21 protein-coding genes are annotated in these 18,429 nt (G+C 67.2%); 17 read left to right on the top strand and 4 right to left on the bottom strand.

The annotated features are described in order from the left end of the window. Positions 1 to 8: 8 nt before the first annotated feature. The 13 genes from NDI76_RS08755 to NDI76_RS08695 all read left to right on the top strand — a co-directional run bounded on the left by NDI76_RS08755 (position 9) and on the right by NDI76_RS08695 (position 10,853). Entirely contained in the window at positions 9 to 254 is a 246-nt protein-coding gene (locus NDI76_RS08755; protein ID WP_310923623.1) for a DUF7989 family protein, read from the top strand. Continuing rightward, positions 247 to 1,668: a 3-isopropylmalate dehydratase large subunit gene (gene leuC, locus NDI76_RS08750; RefSeq protein WP_310923622.1), complete on the top strand. Its 1,422-nt coding sequence runs from the start codon at positions 247 to 249 to the stop codon at positions 1,666 to 1,668. The genes NDI76_RS08755 and leuC overlap by 8 nt, the downstream gene beginning before the upstream one ends. After that, the gene (gene leuD / locus NDI76_RS08745) at positions 1,665 to 2,288 is read left to right on the top strand and encodes a 3-isopropylmalate dehydratase small subunit (RefSeq protein ID WP_310923621.1); all 624 of its coding nucleotides are present in this window, start codon (positions 1,665 to 1,667) and stop codon (positions 2,286 to 2,288) included. The genes leuC and leuD overlap by 4 nt, the downstream gene beginning before the upstream one ends. After that, a complete protein-coding gene (leuB, locus tag NDI76_RS08740; protein ID WP_310923620.1) occupies positions 2,281 to 3,249 on the top strand; it encodes a 3-isopropylmalate dehydrogenase in 969 nt (322 codons plus the stop codon). The genes leuD and leuB overlap by 8 nt, the downstream gene beginning before the upstream one ends. Before the next feature lie 172 nt (positions 3,250 to 3,421). Further along, the gene (glpR, locus tag NDI76_RS08735; protein WP_310923619.1) at positions 3,422 to 4,186 is read left to right on the top strand and encodes an HTH-type transcriptional regulator GlpR; all 765 of its coding nucleotides are present in this window, start codon (positions 3,422 to 3,424) and stop codon (positions 4,184 to 4,186) included. Next, complete coding sequence (pfkB, locus tag NDI76_RS08730) at positions 4,183 to 5,106, top strand: 1-phosphofructokinase (protein WP_310923618.1); 924 nt, start codon at positions 4,183 to 4,185, stop codon at positions 5,104 to 5,106. Before glpR ends, pfkB begins: the two co-directional genes overlap by 4 nt. 97 nt (positions 5,107 to 5,203) lie before the next feature. Beyond that, positions 5,204 to 6,358, top strand: a complete 1,155-nt coding sequence (locus NDI76_RS08725) for a PTS fructose transporter subunit IIC (RefSeq protein WP_310923617.1) — start codon at positions 5,204 to 5,206, stop codon at positions 6,356 to 6,358. A 68-nt stretch (positions 6,359 to 6,426) separates the two neighbouring features. Further along, positions 6,427 to 6,891, top strand: coding sequence for a PTS sugar transporter subunit IIA (locus tag NDI76_RS08720; protein ID WP_310923616.1), 465 nt, complete (start codon positions 6,427 to 6,429; stop codon positions 6,889 to 6,891). After that, positions 6,891 to 7,160, top strand: a complete 270-nt coding sequence (gene ptsH1, locus NDI76_RS08715; RefSeq protein WP_310923615.1) for a phosphocarrier protein HPr — start codon at positions 6,891 to 6,893, stop codon at positions 7,158 to 7,160. Before NDI76_RS08720 ends, ptsH1 begins: the two co-directional genes overlap by 1 nt. Positions 7,161 to 7,163: 3 nt before the next feature. Beyond that, complete coding sequence (gene ptsP / locus NDI76_RS08710) at positions 7,164 to 8,861, top strand: phosphoenolpyruvate--protein phosphotransferase (protein ID WP_310923614.1); 1,698 nt, start codon at positions 7,164 to 7,166, stop codon at positions 8,859 to 8,861. 2 nt (positions 8,862 to 8,863) lie between these two features. Further along, positions 8,864 to 9,355, top strand: coding sequence for a PTS fructose transporter subunit IIB (locus tag NDI76_RS08705; protein ID WP_310923613.1), 492 nt, complete (start codon positions 8,864 to 8,866; stop codon positions 9,353 to 9,355). Between the two features lie 262 nt (positions 9,356 to 9,617). Continuing rightward, positions 9,618 to 10,610 carry a class II fructose-bisphosphate aldolase gene (gene fba / locus NDI76_RS08700; protein ID WP_310923612.1) on the top strand — a complete coding sequence of 331 codons (993 nt, stop codon included), beginning with the start codon at positions 9,618 to 9,620 and terminating at the stop codon, positions 10,608 to 10,610. A 93-nt stretch (positions 10,611 to 10,703) separates the two neighbouring features. After that, on the top strand, positions 10,704 to 10,853 hold the full coding sequence (locus tag NDI76_RS08695; protein WP_310923611.1) for a DUF7557 family protein: 150 nt from the start codon (positions 10,704 to 10,706) through the stop codon (positions 10,851 to 10,853). A gap of 24 nt (positions 10,854 to 10,877) precedes the next feature. On the opposite strand, the gene NDI76_RS08690 is transcribed toward NDI76_RS08695, so the two are convergent. Continuing rightward, positions 10,878 to 11,330 carry a DUF5799 family protein gene (locus NDI76_RS08690; protein ID WP_310923610.1) on the bottom strand — a complete coding sequence of 151 codons (453 nt, stop codon included), beginning with the start codon at positions 11,328 to 11,330 and terminating at the stop codon, positions 10,878 to 10,880. 94 nt (positions 11,331 to 11,424) lie between these two features. Between NDI76_RS08690 and NDI76_RS08685 the strand changes: the two genes are divergently transcribed. From NDI76_RS08685 to NDI76_RS08675, 3 genes are all read left to right on the top strand, one after another. Then, complete coding sequence (locus NDI76_RS08685; protein WP_310923609.1) at positions 11,425 to 12,669, top strand: HAD family hydrolase; 1,245 nt, start codon at positions 11,425 to 11,427, stop codon at positions 12,667 to 12,669. A gap of 144 nt (positions 12,670 to 12,813) precedes the next feature. After that, positions 12,814 to 14,049, top strand: a complete 1,236-nt coding sequence (locus tag NDI76_RS08680; RefSeq protein WP_310923608.1) for a mandelate racemase/muconate lactonizing enzyme family protein — start codon at positions 12,814 to 12,816, stop codon at positions 14,047 to 14,049. Between the two features lie 284 nt (positions 14,050 to 14,333). Further along, positions 14,334 to 15,290, top strand: coding sequence for an acetamidase/formamidase family protein (locus NDI76_RS08675; RefSeq protein ID WP_310923607.1), 957 nt, complete (start codon positions 14,334 to 14,336; stop codon positions 15,288 to 15,290). 7 nt (positions 15,291 to 15,297) lie between these two features. Here NDI76_RS08675 and NDI76_RS08670 read toward each other — a convergent pair whose 3' ends face one another. Both NDI76_RS08670 and NDI76_RS08665 read right to left on the bottom strand, forming a co-directional pair. After that, positions 15,298 to 15,840 (bottom strand): MOSC domain-containing protein, encoded by a 543-nt coding sequence (locus NDI76_RS08670; RefSeq protein WP_310923606.1) that lies wholly within the window; start codon positions 15,838 to 15,840, stop codon positions 15,298 to 15,300. After that, entirely contained in the window at positions 15,840 to 16,475 is a 636-nt protein-coding gene (locus NDI76_RS08665) for a ferritin family protein (RefSeq protein ID WP_310923605.1), read from the bottom strand. The genes NDI76_RS08670 and NDI76_RS08665 overlap by 1 nt, the downstream gene beginning before the upstream one ends. Positions 16,476 to 16,841: 366 nt before the next feature. On the opposite strand from NDI76_RS08665, the gene NDI76_RS08660 reads away from it, so the two are divergent. Further along, a complete protein-coding gene (locus tag NDI76_RS08660) occupies positions 16,842 to 17,990 on the top strand; it encodes an MBL fold metallo-hydrolase (RefSeq protein ID WP_310923604.1) in 1,149 nt (382 codons plus the stop codon). 45 nt (positions 17,991 to 18,035) lie between these two features. Here NDI76_RS08660 and NDI76_RS08655 read toward each other — a convergent pair whose 3' ends face one another. After that, complete coding sequence (locus NDI76_RS08655; protein WP_310923603.1) at positions 18,036 to 18,362, bottom strand: 2Fe-2S iron-sulfur cluster-binding protein; 327 nt, start codon at positions 18,360 to 18,362, stop codon at positions 18,036 to 18,038. Positions 18,363 to 18,429 lie beyond the last annotated feature (67 nt).

Genomic DNA, 18,429 nt, shown 5'->3' with positions numbered 1-18,429 from the left:
AAGACACCATGACAGACACAGACGCGGACGAAAACGAGAACACGATGGCGACCGTCAGCCACACCCATCCCCACACCGACGAGACGTTCGGCGGCGTCTACCGACGCGGCCCGGCCGTCGCGGACGGGGGGGAGGTCGAGGCGCGGACGCGCGCGGAGAACGAGATGGACGGCGTCGACCACACGCCGCGCGAGGGCGACGGCGTCGAGGAGGTATGGACGCGCGGTCCCGGCGACGGTGATACCGATGAGTGAGGGAACGCTGTACGACAAGGTGTGGGACGAGCACGCGGTGACGACGCTGCCGACGGGGCAGACGCAGTTGTTCGTCGGCCTGCACCTCATCCACGAGGTGACGAGTCCGCAGGCGTTCGGCATGCTGCGCGAACGCGACATGGAAGTCGCGTTCCCCGAGCGAACGCACGCGACGGTCGACCACATCGTCCCGACGGCGGACCAGTCGCGGCCGTACGCCGACGACGCCGCCGAAGAGATGATGAGCGAGTTGGAGGAGAACGTCCGCGCGGCGGGCATCGACTTCTCGGACCCGACGACAGGCGACCAGGGTATCGTCCACGTCATCGGACCCGAGCAGGGTCTCACCCAACCCGGAATGACCATCGTCTGCGGCGATAGCCACACGTCGACGCACGGCGCGTTCGGCGCCCTCGCGTTCGGTATCGGCACCTCGCAGATTCGCGACGTGCTGGCCACCGGCTGTATCGCCATGGAGAAACAGAAGGTCCGCAAGATAGAGGTCACGGGCGAACTCGGCGACGGCGTCGAGGCGAAGGACGTCATCCTCGAAATCATCCGCAGACTTGGCACCGACGGCGGCGTCGGCTACGTCTACGAGTACGCGGGCGAGGCCATCGAGAGCCTCGGGATGGAGGGGCGGATGTCCATCTGCAACATGTCCATCGAGGGCGGCGCCCGCGCAGGGTACGTCAACCCCGACGAGACCACCTACGAGTGGCTCGCAGAGACGGACGCGTTCAAGGACGACCCCGAAAAGTTCGACCGGCTGAAGCCATACTGGGAGTCCGTTCGGTCGGACGAAGACGCCGAGTACGACGACGTGGTCACCATCGACGGCGACGAACTCGAACCCGTCGTCACGTGGGGGACCACGCCCGGACAGGGCGTCGGCATCACGCAACCGATTCCGGCGCCGGAGGACCTCCCGGAGGACAAACAGGACAGCGCGCGCCGCGCGCAGGAGCACATGCGCGTGACGCCCGGCGAGACGATGCAGGGCTACCCCATCGACGTGGCGTTCCTCGGATCGTGCACGAACGCGCGCCTCGCGGACCTGCGCCGCGCGGCCCGCCTCGTGAAGGGGCGACAGGTGCACGAGGACGTCCGCGCGATGGTCGTTCCCGGCAGCCAACGCGTTCAAGAGGCGGCCGAGGAGGAGGGATTGAAGGATATCTTCGAGGCGGCCGGCTTCGAGTGGCGTAACGCCGGGTGTTCGATGTGCCTCGGGATGAACGAGGACCAACTGGTGGGCGACGAGGCCTGCGCCTCCTCGTCGAATCGGAACTTCGTCGGCCGGCAGGGCTCGAAGGACGGCCGGACCGTCCTGATGAACCCGCGCATGGTCGTCGCCGCGGCCATCAACGGCGAAGTGACCGACGTGCGCGAGATGAAGGAGGTGAACGTCGCATGAGTTCAGGTACCGAGGAGATTCCCGAGGTCGACTACGTGTCGGGGACGGGCATTCCCATCCGCGGTAACGACATCGACACCGACCAGATCATCCCGGCGCGGTTCATGAAGGTAGTCACGTTCGACGGCCTCGGACAGTTCGCCTTCTTCGACCTGCGGTTCGACGACGACGACGACCCGAAGGAACACCCGATGAACGAGGACCGCTTCAAGGACTCCTCGGTGATGGTGGTCAACGCCAACTTCGGCTGCGGGTCCTCGCGCGAACACGCCCCCCAAGCGCTGATGCGCTGGGGCATCGACGCCATCGTCGGCGAGTCGTTCGCCGAAATCTTCGCGGGCAACTGCCTCGCACTCGGCATCCCGACGGTCACCGCCGACCACGAGACCGTCTCCGAACTGCAGGCGTGGGTCGAGGAGAACCCCCACGGCGAGATAGACGTGGATATCGAGGCTGAGACGGTCACCTACGGCGGACAGACCGTCGACGTGACCGTCGACGACGCCCAACGCAAGGCCCTCGTCGACGGCGTCTGGGATACCACGGCGCTGATGAAATCGAACGCGGGAGCGGTCCGCGAGAAGGCCGCCTCCCTGCCGTACATCGCCAGCGATGACTGAGGAGATAGTCGTCGTCGAGGGCGACGGCATTGGGAGGGAAGTCGTCCCCGCGGCCGTGTCGGTCTTAGAGGCCGTCGGCGACTTCGAGTTCGTCCGCCACGACGCGGGCGACGCCGTGAAGGAGGAGACGGGCGAGGCCCTGCCTCAGGAGACGTACGACGCCGTCGCCGCGGCGGACGCGACGCTGTTCGGCGCCGCGGGCGAGACGGCCGCGGACGTCATTCTCCCCCTCCGCACGGCGGTGGAGTCGTTCGTGAACGTGCGCCCCGCGCGGGCGTACCCCGGCGTGGAGGCGCTCCAACCGGAGACGGATATCGTCTTCCTTCGGGAGAACACCGAGGGCGTCTACGCGGGCCACGAGGACCGCCTCTCCGACGACCTCTCGACGCTGACGCGCGTCGTCACCACCTCCGCCTCGGAACGACTCGCGGAGTTCGCCTGCGACTACGCCCCAGAGGGGTTCCACGTCGCGCACAAGGCGAACGTGATGCGCGAGACGGACGGTCGGTTCCGCGACGCCGTCACCGGCGTCGCCGACGAGCAGGGAGTCGAGACCGAAGAGGTGTTGATGGACGCGTTCGCCACGCACGTCTGCTTGGACCCCGGGCAGTTCGACGTGGTCGTCTGTCCGAACCTCGCGGGCGACGTCCTCTCGGACCTCGCCGCCGGCCTCGTCGGCGGTCTCGGTCTGCTCCCCTCGGCGAACATCGGGTCCGACAACGCGCTCTTCGAACCCGTCCACGGGACCGCCCCGGACATCGCGGGCGAGGGCGTCGCCAACCCGTCGGCGACCATCCTCTCGGCGGCGATGCTCCTGGACCACCTCGGCTACGACGAGGAGGGGACGGCCGTGCGCGAGGCCGTCGAGTCGACGCTGGCGGACGGGCCGCGGACGCCCGACCTCGGCGGCGACGCGACGACCGAGGACGTGACCGAAGCGATCATCGACGGACTCGACTGAACGCGGCCCCGACGGCCGGGTTTCTCCGGTACTCGACCGCCCGTAGCGACGCGTTCGGCGACCGTGTGCGCGTTCGTATTCGGCTGCTGCAGAAAACGTGCAGGACCGAACGATTCTCGAACACAAACAATTAACAACGGACAGGGATTACTTCCGGATACGACTGACGCCTATGTTACCCGCAGAGCGAAAAAGACGAATCGTGGAACTCGTCTCGGCGGACGACGGGCGGTCCGTGGAGGGCCTCGCCGAGGAACTCGGCTACTCGAAGGCCACCATCCGTCGTGACCTCCGGGAACTGGAGGACCGCGGACTCGTCGAACGATCACACGGCGGCGCGGTGCCGGTCACCACCGTCGGGAAGGAGCAGACGTACGGGCAGAAGGAAGTGCAGAACCTCGACGGCAAACGGGCAATCGCGGCCCGGGCCGTCGAGGAGATAACCGACGGACAGGTCGTCTTCTTCGACGCCGGCACGACCACGATGGAGGTGGCGAAGCAGGCGCCGAAGGACGGGTCGATGTTGGCCGTGACGAACTCCCCGAGACTCGCCGTCGAACTCGGGAAGGAGGACAACGACGTGAAACTCACGGGCGGGACGCTCCGCAGTCGAACGCGGGCGCTCGTCGGACCGACCGCCGAGTCGTTCATGGAGCGGACGAACTTCGACCTCCTCTTTCTCGGCACGAACGCCATCGACGCCGAGGGCGGACTGACGACGCCGAACGAGGACGAAGCGCGGATGAAGCAGTTGATGGCCGAGAAGGCGACGCGCGTCGTCCTCGTCGCGGACACCACGAAGGTGGGCAAGCGCTCGTTCGTGAAGTTCGCGGACGTGGCGGACGTCGACGTGTTCGTCACCGACGACCAACTCCCCGCGCGGGAGCGACGGGCGTTCGAGAACGAGGGCGTCACCGTCGTGGAGGTGGAGCGGTGACCGACGACGTACTGACGGTGACGATGAACCCCGCCGTCGACCACACGGTGACGGTGGACGAACCGCTCCGGACGGGCGCCGTCGCGCGGACGGACGACGCGAAGTTCGACGCCGGGGGGAAGGGAATCAACGTCTCGAAGTACCTCACGGCGTTGGGCGTCGACGCGCCCGGAACGGGCTTTCTCGGCGGGCCGTTCGGCCGGATGATCCGCGAGCGGTTGGACGCCGACGGCGTCCCGAACGACTTCGTCACCATCGGTGACCGAACGCGACTGAACACGACCGTTCTCGGTCCCGAGGGGGAGTACAAGATCAACCACAACGGGCCGACCGTCGACGAGCAAGAGGTGTCCGACCTCATCGACCGCGTCCGCGAACGCGACCCGGAGAGACTCGTGGTCGCCGGAAGCCTCCCGAAGGGCGTCACCACCGATGCCGTGGACGAACTCGCCGCGGCGGGCGGGTGGGAGACGGCCGTCGACATGGGCGGCGCGTCGCTGACGGAACTCGACGCCGCGTACCTCGTCTGCAAACCGAATCGGGAGGAACTCGCCGTCGCCACCGACATGCCCGTCGAGACGACGGCCGACTGCGCCGCGGCGGCGCAGGCGCTCAGGGAACGCGGATTCCGATTTGTCGTCGCCTCGCTCGGTCCGGACGGGGCCTTGCTGGCCGCGGAGTCGGGAACGTACCACGCCGCCGCGATTCCGGTCGACGTCGTCGACACCGTCGGCGCGGGTGACGCCCTCCTCTCGGGGTTCCTCGCCGGCCTCGCGCGGGGGGAGGACGAGCAGACGGCGCTGAAGACGGGCGTCACCGTCGCCTCGCGCGTCGTCGGCGCCTCGGGGACGAGCGTTCCCGACTTCGACGCCGTCTTCGACGAACGGGAGGACGTGACCGTCTCGGCGGTCCGTTCCTAATGTTCGTTAACGCGGGTTACGCGCCGATAACGAACAAAGACGAACAAATCCGAAAGGGTTTTTGAAGACATTTAGTAACTATCGTTAGGGAGCAAACATGGCAGACACAGAGTCAGCGGAGAAGGCGTACCGTGCTCACTTGACGAAGGTCAAGGAGGACGTGATGACCGGCGTATCGTACATGATACCGTTCGTGACCATCGGCGGTATTTTCCTGGCACTCGGGTACGCGGTGGCGAGTTTCTCGGGCACCGGCGTCCAGCAGGTGTTTGAGGCGACGGGCACCCCGGGATGGTTCCTCGCGCAGATAGGCGTGGCGGGTCTCACCATCATGGTGCCCATCCTCGGGGCGTACATCGCGTACGCTATCGCGGACCGACCGGGGCTTGCGCCGGGCTTTCTGCTGTCGTACATCATCCAGGACGGGGCGCTCCTGCAGGCCGCCGGCGACGTCATCGGACTGCAGGGCGGACAGGCCGGGGCCGGCTACCTCGGCGCCCTCGTGGCGGGCCTCATCGCGGGGTACGTCGCACGCTGGGTGAAAAACTGGAGCGTTCCGAGTTTCGTCCAGCCGATGATGCCGGTGCTCATCGTGCCGGTGGTGACGATGGCGATTCTCTCGCCCGTCATGATCTTCGTGCTGGGCGTTCCGGTCGCCATCGCGAACGGCGCGCTGACCGCGGCCCTCGAAGGGCTTCAGGGCGGACAGGCCGTCGTCGTCGGCGCCATCCTCGGCGGGATGATGGCCGTCGACATGGGCGGTCCGGTGAACAAGGTGTCGTACGTGTTCGCGACCGGCCTCATCACCGAAGGCATCACCGCCCCGATGGCCGCGGTCATGATCGGCGGGATGGTCCCGCCCATCGGCCTCGCCGTCTCGAACTTCATCGCGCCGCACAAGTACGCCGCGGAGATGTATGAGAACGCGAAGTCGGGCATCATCCTCGGCCTCTCCTTCATCACCGAGGGCGCGATTCCGTACGCCTCCGCGGACCCCGTCCGCGTCGTCCCGTCGGCCGTCGTCGGGAGCGCCGTCGGCGGCGCGATAGCGATGATCATGAACGTCACGATGCCCGCCCCGCACGGCGGCATCTTCGTCGTCCCCCTGTCGAACAGACCGCTGATGTTCCTCGCGGCGCTGCTCATCGGGTCGCTGGTCACGGCCGTCATCGCGACGGTCGTCAAACCCGACTTCGACGAACGCGTCGGCAACACCACCGAGGGCGAGGCGACGACCGCGACGTCGGACTGACAACTCACTTCCCCGCACGACCCACAACGCAACTACCTTACTCCCTCCGTTCCCATATTCGCACGAAAATGCTCGAAGATGACATCGACCGGCTGATGCCGACGGCGCACATCTCGCTAGACGAACCGCCCGCCGAGAAGAAGCTCGCCATCGAGTTCCTCCTCGACCTCGTCGTGGAGAACGGCCGCGTGACGGAGCGCGAGACGGCGCTCGCGGCCCTCCAAGAGCGCGAGAAGGAGGCGACGACGGGCGTCGGCATGGGTATCGGCATCCCGCACGCCAAGACGACGGCCGTCGAAGCCCCCTCGGTCGCGTTCGCGCGCTCCTCGGAGGGCATCGACTTCGACGCGATGGACGACAAACCCGCGAAACTGCTGTTCATGATCCTCGTTCCGGAGGAGGGCGGCGAGGAGCACCTGCAGATACTCAGTTCGCTCTCGCGCGCGCTCATGCACGAGGACGTCCGCGAGAAACTGCTGGAGGCTGAGGACGCCGAGACCGTCCAGAACACGGTCCGGGAGGCGGTGAACTGATGCCCGAACGCGTCGTCACCGTCGTCCCCGAGGACGGCCTGCACGCCCGCCCCGCCTCCGTCTTCGTCGAGACGGCCAACGAGTACGACTCGGAGGTCAAAGTCGGCCCCGAGGACGGCGACCTGGTGAACGCCGCGAGCATGCTCTCGGTCACCGGTCTCGGCGTCTCCGGCGGCGACAAGGTACGTATCTCCGCCGAGGGCGACGACGCCGAGGAGGCGCTCGACGCCCTCGAAGAAGTGCTCTCGACGCCGGAGGACGAACTGTAAGCGATGACCGAACGACGACTCTCGGGCATCGGCGTCACGCCCCTCTCGGGGGTCGGCACGGTCGTCTGGTACGCGCCCGACGCGGACCTCGACGACCCGCCGGACCCGAGCGAGGTGGACGCCGACGCGGAGACGGCGCGGTTCGAGGAGGCGCGCGACGCCGCGCGCGAGGAACTGGAGCAGGAGCGAGAGCGGACGGCCGAACGCGTCGGCGAGGACGAGGCGGCGGTGTTCGACGCGCACGTCCAGTTCCTCGACGACCCGCAGATAACCGACGGGGTCGAAGAACAGATTTCGGAGGGATTGCCGGCCGAGCACGCCGTCCAGCGGACGTTCGACCGCTTCGTCGAGCAGTTCGAGGGGATGGAGGGTCGGATGGCCGAACGCGCCGACGACCTGCGCGACGTGCGCGACAGACTCGTGCGCGTCCTCTCGGGCGGCGAGCGCGTGAACCTCGCCGAACTGGACGAGGGAAGCGTCGTCTTCGCCGAGCGGTTGACGCCGAGCGACACGGCGCAGTTGGACCCCGAACGCGTCGCCGGGTTCGTCACCGTCACGGGCGGGCGGACGTCGCACGCGGCCATCTTCGCGCGGTCGCTCGCGCTTCCGGCCGTCGTCGGCGTCGGCGAGGAACTGAACGAAATCAAGGACGGCGCGGAGGTCGTGGTCGACGGCACCGACGGCGAGGTCATCGTCGACCCCGAAGAGGAGACGCGGAAGGCCGCCGCCGAGGAGGAGGAGGCCGAAATCCGCTCGGACCCCGTCTCCACCGCCGACGGCGTCGAGATAGAGGTGGCCGGCAACGTCGGCACGGAGGCCGACCTCGGCCCCGCCGCCGACCGCGGCGCCGACGGCATCGGCCTCTTCCGAACGGAGTTCCTCTTTCTCGACCGGCAGTCGCCGCCGGACGAGGAGGAGCAGTACGAGACGTACGTCGACGCCTTGGAGGCGTTCCCCGACGGGCGCGTCGTCGTCCGAACGCTCGACGTGGGCGGCGACAAGCCCATCGACTACCTCGATTTGCCGGAAGAAGAGAACCCGTTCCTCGGTGAACGCGGCATCCGCCGGTCGCTCGGCCCCGACGCCGACCTGTTCGAGACGCAACTCCGGGCGCTGCTGCGCGCCGCGGCGAGCGACGCGGGCGGCGACCTCGCGGTGATGCTCCCCCTCGTCTCCACCGTCGAGGAGGTGACGGCGGCCCGCGAGCGCCTGGAACTGTTCGCTGACGACTTGGAGCGAGAGGGCGTCGACTACGCCGTCCCCGAGTTCGGCGTGATGGTCGAGACGCCCGCGGCGGCGTTCATGGCGCCGGACCTGACCTCCGAGGTGGACTTCTTCAGCATCGGGACGAACGACCTCGCGCAGTACGTCATGGCCGCCGAACGAGGCAACGAACGGGTCGCCGAACTCGGCGACTACAGCCAGCCCGCGGTGCTCCGCGCCATCCGCGCGACCGTCGAAGCCGCCGAGGATACGGACGTCTGGGTCGGCATGTGCGGCGAGATGGCCGGCGACCCCGACCTGACGGAACTGCTCCTCGGCCTCGGTCTGGACGAACTCAGCATGAGCGCCGTGACCGTCCCGCAGGTGAAACAGGCCGTGACCGAGACGGACACCGAAGACGCCCGAAAACTGGCCGAGAAGGCGCTCTCGGCCGGCACGAAGGATGAAGTACGACGAGTGCTAACAGAGGACACATAATAATGAAGCTAGTCGCAGTCACCGCGTGCCCGACGGGCATCGCGCACAGTCAGATGGCCGCAGAGAATCTCGAACAGACCGCCGAGCGACTGGGCCACGACATCAAAGTCGAGGTGCAGGGCGCGATGGGGGCGCAGAACGAACTCACCGCCGACGACATCGCCGAGGCGGACGTCGTCATCATCGCCGCCGACACGGCGGTCACCCGGGACCGCTTCGAGGGGAAGAGCCTCGTGAAGGGAACGGTCAAAGACGGCGTCAACGACGCCGAGGGTCTCATCGAGAAGGCCGAGGACCTCGCCGAGACCGAGGGGACCGAGCAGATAGACCTCTCGGCCGGCGAGTCGGCCTCGGGGTCGGAGGCGACCGAATCCGACGCCGAGACGGCGACAGCGGAGTCGCCGACGGCCGGCGCCGACGCGCAGGACCAACAGCGCCGCGGCGGCGACCGGGAGAAGGGCCTCTTCCAGCGACTGAAGCGACTGTTCTCCTGAGGACGCGAACCCTCTTCGAGCCGTCTTTTTCGCAGGGACGACCCTATCCGTGCACGAGTGACCACCCTTTTCGGGAGATACCGATCAGAAACGTGCACGGTGCCGTCGAGTCCGACGCGCGCCGAATAACGATTAACGCGGATTCGAGTAGCTATCTCGTCCGATTCGCGCCCCCGCGCTCTCGTCGAAAACCGCGCACGAACGAAAGCGCTCCGCATACGTTATAATCCCCGCACGTGAACGCCGAGACAGGTGACCAACAGTGCCTTTCTACGGCGGTAGCGAACTCGACAAGGTGTACGACGACGCGCTGGACGAGGGATTCGGTCTCATCGCCTCGAACATCGCCGAACCGAACATCATGATGGGGTTGATAGAGGGAGCGGCCCGCGAGAACTCGGACCTCCTGATGCAGTTGTCGGGCGGCGCCGCGACCTTCGCCGGGCACGAGGACGACGTCTCGGGCCTGAAGGCGATGGGCGAGTACATCGAGGTCATCGCCGACCAGTACGACATCGGCGTGTTCCTCAACATGGACCACCAGTCCGACATGGAGTTCATCGAGGCGCAGATGGACCTCGAAATCCCCTCCTCCATCATGATCGACGCCTCGCACGAACCGTTCGAGGAGAACGTCGCCACGAGCAAGGAAGTCGTCGAGATGAAAGAGGAAAAGGGCGCAGACGTGCTTATCGAGGCCGAACTCGGCCAGATAAAGGGCGTCGAGGACGAGGTCGAATCGGAGGAGGCGTTCTACACCGACCCCGAGCAGGCCGTCGAGTTCGTTGACCGGACGGGCTGTGACCTCTTAGCCATCTCCGTCGGCACCCAGCACGGCGTGGCGAAGGGCAAGGACCTCGAACTCCGCCCGGACCTCGCGGGCGACATCCGGCAGGCCCTGCGCGACCACGGTCTCGACACGCCCCTCGTCCTGCACGGCTCCTCGGGGGTCCAACCCGACCAACTGCAGGAGATGCTCCAGCACGGCATCTGCAAGGTGAACAAGGACACGCGCTACCAGTACGAGTACACCCGAACCGCGTTCGACCACTACCGCGAGGACTCCGAGGCCATCGTTCCGCCGGAGGGCGTCGACGACGACCGGGACACCTTCTTCAACGAGACGGAGTGGTCGCCGAACAAGGACGTGTTCGACCCCCGCGTCGCCGGTCGGAAGATACGCGACCGCATCGCCGACGTGCACGCGGACCTGACGCACGTCTCCGGCAGCGCCGGCAACAGCCGGTACGTCTGACTGTTCGGACCGCCGCCGAGAGCCCTTCTTTCGCCCGACGCGGGCGCTCCGGACGCCCCGGCGCTTAAGTCGTTCCGCGTCCATTCGCCGTACATGCCTCAGATTCACCTCGACGAGGAGACGGTCGAGCGACTCGACTCCCTGCGCGTCGAAGACGAGGATTACGACGAAATCGTCACCGAACTCATCAACATCTACGAGGCCCAAGAGATGACGCTGTTCCACGGCGGCGACGAGGTCTAAATTTCCACCCGCCGACGGCGCCGGCTACTCCTGATAGGCGACCCTGACCCGCTCCCATTTTCCCTTCGATTCGAGGTGACGCTGTAACTCCTCGGCGTACTCCTGCACCAGTCGCTCGGCCGCCTCCTGTCGCTCGGCCTCAGCGCCGGCGCCGGCGCCGTCGCCGAAGCCGAGTGCGCCCTTGATGGAGTCGAACAGTCCGCCGGAGGACGCCGTCCCCGAGTCGCTCGGCGCGCCGCCCATCTGGGCCATCTGCGACCGGACGTTCTTCAGTTCGGGCATGATCTGCGGGAGTTTCTCCGTGTCGGCGACGATGCGGGCGCGGTCGGGGTCGTCGGCGTGCTCGATTTCGAACTCCGTCGCCGTCATGATGAGTCCCCACTCCTGACTGGAGAACTCCGAGGCGGCGACGCGTTCGTTGAACTCCCGGTCGACCGTCATCCGGTCTCCGACGATGCTGTCGGTCCAGTTAGCCATGAGTTGGCGTATGTCCAGGAGGCGTTTCAGCGTTTCCCCCCGCAGGAATCGCCGTACGGCCACTCTTTTTGCCCCCGTGGGTCCCGATAGCCGTATGGAACAGTACGACCTCCTCTACCGCCTGTACGAGGACTCCGAGACGGAGACGCTCAGGGAGTTACAGAACTTCGTCGACCTGTTCCCGCCGGTCGACTCGCGCATCGCCTTAGACTACTGGCAGGACGCCAGCGACGAACTGGAAAAGCGGAAGGGCGAGATTCGCTCCTCGTTCGCCGCCGGGGAGACGTTCGCCGAGATAGCAGCGCGGGCGACGCGCGACCAGACGTTCACCGCACTCGATTTGCACTCGAAGTACGGGCGCGCGGTGAACGCCTTGGTCCTCGACGTCGACGAGACGCTCCGCTCGGCGGGCCGGACGGACAACGAGATTCCGCGGGACACGCTGCACCTTCTTACCGAGTTCCACGAGGCGGGCGTGCCCATCGTCATCTGTACCGGGCAGACCCTGGAGAACGTGAAGGGGTTCACCATCCAGGGTCTCGGCAACGAACTCGTCCACTCCGGAACCGTAAGCATCGTCTACGAGGCCGGCACCGGCGTGTTCACGCCGGGGCACGGGTCGACGACCAAGCAGTTGCTCTACGAGGAGTTGGACGAGTCGGTCCGCGAGGTGTTCTCGGAGGTCCGCTCGCGCGTCCTCCCGCAGGCGCCGGACGACCTGCGCGAGTCGGTTCACCTGCAGGGCAACGAGTTCAACATCACCCTCAAGCCGAACTTCGACATCGGGAGCGACCCCGCCGCCGAAGTCATCGACCGGGGGCTTCGCTACCTCGTCGACCTCCTCGGAGGAGCGGTCGCCGCCGCCGTCAAGGGCGTCGACGTCGACGACGGGGAGGAGTGGTCTCGGGCGTACTACGCCGCCGCCGACCCCGAAGTCGCGGACGTCCTCGCCGCCGAGGGCGCCGCGCCCGAGACGGCGGCCGACGACGTCCCCGAACAGGTCGCCGCCCTGTTCGACCGCATCGACGTGGCGTACTACCACGCCGACGCCGCCGAAATCGGTTCGCTGGAGTTGAACAAACCCAACGGCGTCCGGGCCGCCCTCGACGTGCTCTCCGTCGACGACCCGTTCGTGCTCGTGATGGGCGACAGCAAGTCGGACCTGCGCGTGATGCAGTGGGCCGAGGAGGCTGACGCCGGCATCGCCGCCGCGCCCGAACACGCCTCCGAGGACGTGTTGGCGCACGTCCGCGACACGGACGAACTGGTGTACGACCGCGGAGACGCGGCGTCAATGCTCCGCATCGCGTACGTGCTGAACCTCCTGGACGAGCACTGACAGTCGAGAACCGGCCCTCTGACCGTCGGACGACACCGTCACGAACCACTTTTGGCGCGCGGGGTCGAACCCTCGAATCAGACGTTCCGGCGGCGGACGCCCCGGAGTGTAAAGGTTTACAATTTATCGAGTAAACACCAATCCATGAAGGACTACTCACAGCTACACGACCCGAACGCGGAGTACACGATGCGGGAACTCTCGGCCGACACGATGCAGGTCACCGCGAAGCGCGGGGGCGGCCGCGACGTGAAGATAACGGACGTCCAGACGACGATGATCGACGGGAACTTCCCGTGGACGCTGGTCCGCATCTACACCGACGCCGGCATCGTCGGGACGGGCGAGGCGTACTGGGGCGCGGGCGTTCCGGAACTCATCCAGCGGATGAAGCCGTTCCTCATCGGCGAGAACCCCCTCGACATCGACCGCCTGTTCGAGCACCTCGTCCAGAAGATGTCCGGCGAGGGCTCCGTCGAAGGCGTCACCGTCACGGCCATCTCCGGCATCGACGTGGCGCTGCACGACCTCGCTGGTAAGATTCTGGAGGTTCCGGCCTACCAACTGCTCGGCGGCAAGTACCGCGACAAGGTGCGCGTCTACTGCGACTGCCACACCGCCGACGAGGCGGACCCGCAGGCCTGCGCGGACGAGGCCGAACGCGTCGTCGACGAACTCGGGTACGACGCGCTGAAGTTCGACCTCGACGTCCCGTCCGGCCTGGAGAAGGACCGCGCGAACCGCCACCTCCGCCCCGGCGAGATTCGACACAAAGTCGACATCGTCGAGGCCGTCACCGAGCGAGTGAAGGACCGCGCGGACGTCGCGTTCGACTGCCACTGGACGTTCTCGGGCGGGTCGGCGAAGCGTCTCGCGAACGCGCTCGAAGGTCTCGACATCTGGTGGCTCGAAGACCCCGTGCCGCCGGAGAACCTCGACGTGCAGGAGGAGGTCACGAAGTCCACCTCGGTGCCCATCACGGTGGGCGAGAACCGCTACCGCGTCACCGAAGAGCGACGCCTCATCGAGAACCAGGCGGTCGACATCATCGCGCCCGACCTGCCGAAGGTCGGCGGCATGCGCGAGACGCGGAAGATCGCGGACGTGGCAAACCAGTACTACGTCCCCGTGGCGATGCACAACGTCTCCTCGCCCGTGGCGACGATGGCCTCCGCGCAGGTCGGTGCGGCTATCCCGAACTCGCTGGCCGTCGAGTACCACTCCTACGAACTCGGCTGGTGGGAGGACCTCGTCGAGGAGACGGTCATCGAGGACGGCTACATCGAGATTCCGGAGAAACCGGGTCTCGGCGTGACGCTCGACATGGACGTCGTCGAAGAGCACATGGTCGACAACGAAGAACTGTTCGACGAGGAGTGAAGCGACTCGTCGAGCTCACGGAGCAAAGCTCCGTGGTGTTCGACGAAGCGTAGCGACGCGAAGCTTCGTCCAATCGGTCGGCCGACCGGAACCGAGCCACCGACTCGACGCCTCTTTTGCGAACAGGCGGCGCATCGTATTTCGCCGAGACGACCGCGCCGCGCAATCGCGTTCCGTCCCGGGTTCCCGCTCAGGTCACGCCGCGGAGTGACCCCGGCTTCGCATTTGAACCCTCGTCTGCCGGGACGCCGAGGTTTATCGACCGGCGAGCCCACCGGTACCTCATGTCATACGACGTCGACCACGACCTGTCCGACGACGACGAGAACGTCCACCACGTCTGGGACAACAGTCTCGAACCGCTCGTGACCGTCGAACCCGGCGACGTCGTGCGCTTCGAGTGCCGCGACGCCCTCGACGGGCAGGTGGGGCCGGACTCCGGAGTGGACGACTTGGCGAACGCGACGTTCGACCCCGTCCACCCGCTGACCGGCCCCGTCGCCGTCGAGGGCGCGGAACCGGGCGACGTGCTCGCCGTCGAACTCCTCGATTTCGAACACAAGGGTTGGGGATTCACCGGGTTCATGCCCGGCGAGATGGGCCTCGGCCTCCTCCCCGAGGAGTTCGAGGAGGCCGGCCTCCACATCTGGGAGTTGGAAGAGGACGTGGCCCACTTCGTAGACGGTATCGAAGTGCCGCTTGACATGTTCCCCGGCATCATCGGCGTGGCGCCCGGCGAGGACGGCGAACACGACACGCTCCCGCCGTACGACACCGGCGGCAACATGGACGTCAAACACATGACGAAAGGGTCGACGGTGTACCTCCCCGTCGAAGTCGAGGGGGGCCTGTTCTCGACGGCGGACTGCCACGCTGCGCAGGGCGACGGCGAAGTCTGCGTAACGGGGATAGAGGCGCCGATGTACGTCACCGCTCGGTTCGACGTGCTGAAGGACAAGTCCATCGAGCAGCCGCAACTGAAGACGACGGGTCCGTTCACGCCCACCGGCTCGGACGAACCGATGTACGCGACGACGGGCATCGCACCCGACCTGATGGAGGCGACGAAGAAGGCGGTCAGACACATGATAGACCACCTCGAAGCCGAACGCGACCTGACGCGCGGGGAGGCGTACATCCTCTGCTCGGCGGCCGTCGACCTGAAGATAAGCGAAGTCGTCGACGCGCCGAACTGGACCGTGACGGCGTACGTTCCCGACAGCATCTTCCCCGACGAGTGAGTCGGAGTTAGTCCCCGCCGAACGCGTCCTTGAGTCGGTCCGCGATGGACTCACCGACGGTCCGCGGGTCTTCTTCTATCAGTTCGAGTCCGTCGCCGACGCGAACCTCACCGCCCTCGACGACGTTCGCGCAGATGCCCCCGCGCTTCCGCTTGAGGGCGCGCGCGACGCCCTCCTCGCCGGCGACCCGTTCGACGTGCGCGCAGGGCGGGCGGGGGCGCGTCCCGCGGAACGTCGCGTCGCCGACGCGGAACGTCGTCTTCAGCAGGTCGTGGAGTTCGTCGCCGCCGACGCCGCGGACGACGATATTCCGGCGGTGCCGGCCGTCGGTCAGGTCGATATCCGTCTCCTCGCGAATCTCTTCCAGCGCCTCCCACGCGACGAACGTCACCTCGCAGACGTCGTACGGCGAGTAGTGGCCCGTGCCGCGGAGGTAGCGGTCGCCGCGCAGGCCGCCCTCGACGGCCTCGACCGACTCGTGAGGCTCCATCGGCGCGCCGTCCTCGGGACTCGTCCACAACTGCTCGACGCGGCCGCGAATCTCGTCCATCAGCACACCGACCTCGGGTCGAAGCCCAGTCCGCGCAGGGCGTCCGCGTAGTCGTCGTACGCCACCTGAATCGTGTAGCCGGCGACCATCTCGGCGGCCTCCCACTCCTCGTCGCTCCCGCACAGCGATTCGAGGAGCGAGAGTCCCTCGGTCAGCGTCTCCGCCGTCTCCGCCTTCAACCCGCGGAGGACGTCCGCCGTCCGTTCGTCCGCTTCGTTGACGAAGAAGCCTACGAGTTGGTTGTACGTCCGCAGGCTGACGAGGGGGCGTCCGACCATCCCGCCGGCGACGCGTTCGACGGCCGACTCGCGGCCGCGAAGGTAGCCGTGCATCGGTCCCGGTTCGTCGTCCGGTTCCCACGCGCCGTCGAGTTCGTCGGTCACGCGCCGGAGGTGCTCGTCCTCCTGGTCGGCCACGGCGGCGAACACCGCGCGGGCCGACTCGTCACCCTCGTCGTCGGCCCACCCGCGGAACGTCTCGCAGGCGGCGTGCTCGCTCGCCGCCGCCACTTCGAGGACGCGTTCGCGCGTCAGATCGGCGTCCGTCAACGCGACGAGCAGTTGCTGGGAGCCGAGTCGGTCCAACTGCGTCCGCTTTTCCTCCTCTACGGCCGACCGGAAGCTCTCGCCGTCCATACGACTCTCACGGACGGTGCGACCCTGAATGTTGGCCCGAGCGTAGTATCTCCGGTGATATTCGGCCGAAAACGTTCATGACACGGACTGGTCTCTCTGTTCGTTGTCTCCGAACACGCCGAGGACATCCGCGACATCGCCGCCGAACCGGTCCGGGACATGGGGTCGGTCGCCGACGAGGTGTCGCAGATGAGCGCGACGGTCGAGGAGCCGTCCGCCGCCGTCGAGACCGACGGCGGGTCGGCGGAGTAGCGGACTTCCCGGCTGACGGCGCGGCGACCCGACCGTCGAATCGGCGGCACAGGAGGCGGTAAACTGACCGGTCGAGCGGCAACTATATTCCCCGGGAGACTCGTATCAAGACTGATGACTCCTGAGGGACTACACGAACGGCTCGAACGGGGTGGGTCGGTCTCTCTGCTCGACGTTCGGAACCGAGACGAACACGACGCGTGGCACGTCGACGGCGAGGGCGTCGAGACGACGCTCGTCCCGTACTCGAAGTTCATGGCTGCCGCGGCGCGCGGCGATGTCGCCGAGACCGCCCGGGAGGCCGGCCTCGACCCCGAGAATCCCGTGGTCGTCGTCTGCGGTCGCGGCGAGGCTAGCGCGTTCGTCGCCGACCGCCTCCGCGAGGCGGGTTTCGAGGCGGAGAACCTCGACGACGGGATGCGGGGGTGGGCGCGCGTCTACGTTTCGGTCGTCGTCCCGGCGGACGTCAACGCGGTGATCCACCAGTACCGCCGCCCCGCCAGCGGCTGTCTCGCCTACTTCGTCGTCTCGGACAGCGAGGCCGCGGTTATCGACCCGCTCAGACAGTTCACCGAACGCTACGTCACCGATGCTCGCGAGTACGGCGCCGACCTCGTCTACGCCCTCGACACGCACGTCCACGCCGACCACGTCAGCGGTGTCCGGAGACTCGCGGCGGAGACGGATGCGACCGCCGTCTATCCCGAAGGCGCCCGCGACAGGGGTCTCGACGTCGACGCCGCGGCGGAGTTCGTCGCCGACGGCGACGAGATTCGTGTCGGGGACGCGACGCTCACCGCCGTCCACGCCCCCGGACACACGAGCGAGATGACCGCCTACCGACTCGGCGACATGTTGTTCTCGGGCGACAGCCTGTTCGTCGAGAGCGTCGCCCGCCCCGACTTGGAGGTGGGCGACGAGGGGGCGACCGACGCCGCCCGGCAGTTGTACGGGACGCTCCGGACGGTGTTCGACGAGTTCCACGACGACGTCCGCGTCGCGCCGGCGCACTACGGCGACGCCGCCGACCGGCGGACCGACGGCACCTACTCCGCGTACCTCGGCGACCTCCGCGACGGCCTCCCGCTTCTCATGCTCTCCGAAGAGCGGTTCGTCGAAGCGGTGCTCTCGGATATGCCGCCCCGGCCGGCGAACTACGAGGACATAATCGCCACGAACCTCGGTCTGAGCGAGGTGGCCGACGCGGAGGCGTTCGAGTTGGAACTCGGTCCGAACAACTGCGCGGTGTCGCAGGCGGACTGAGCCGTCGACTCCCCGGCCGCGGATTCCGTTCGGGGTCCGGTGCGCTCAGTCGTCGTCCGCGGCGGGCGCGGCGGCCGAGGCGTCGTTCTCGATGCTCGGCGGGTAGACACCGCGCTCCAGTTTGAGGTCGCTCTGCGGGCGCGCCATGCACGTCAGCGCGTAGTCCTCTCGCTCCTCATCGGTGAGGCCGCGGGCGGCGGGTTGGGTCACGTCGCCCTCGAGAATCTCGGCGGAGCAGGCCAGACACATCCCGACTCGGCAGGAGTACTCCTGCGCGATACCCTCCTCGATGCAGGCTTTGAGGATGGTCTGCTTGTCGGAGACCTGAATCGACTCGCCCGTCCCGACGAACTCGACGGTGTACTCGGTCATGCCCCTCGGTTTGCGGGACCGCGCCAAAACTCTTTATGGAGCGATTCGGTCGTCGAACCGAGGTCGG

This window comes from Halogeometricum sp. S1BR25-6 (assembly GCF_031624495.1).
GTDB classification, from domain to species: Archaea; Halobacteriota; Halobacteria; order Halobacteriales; family Haloferacaceae; genus Halogeometricum; species Halogeometricum salsisoli.
The sequence above is the reverse complement of the archived record's forward strand: the minus strand, read 5'-3'. Positions and strand labels throughout refer to the sequence as shown.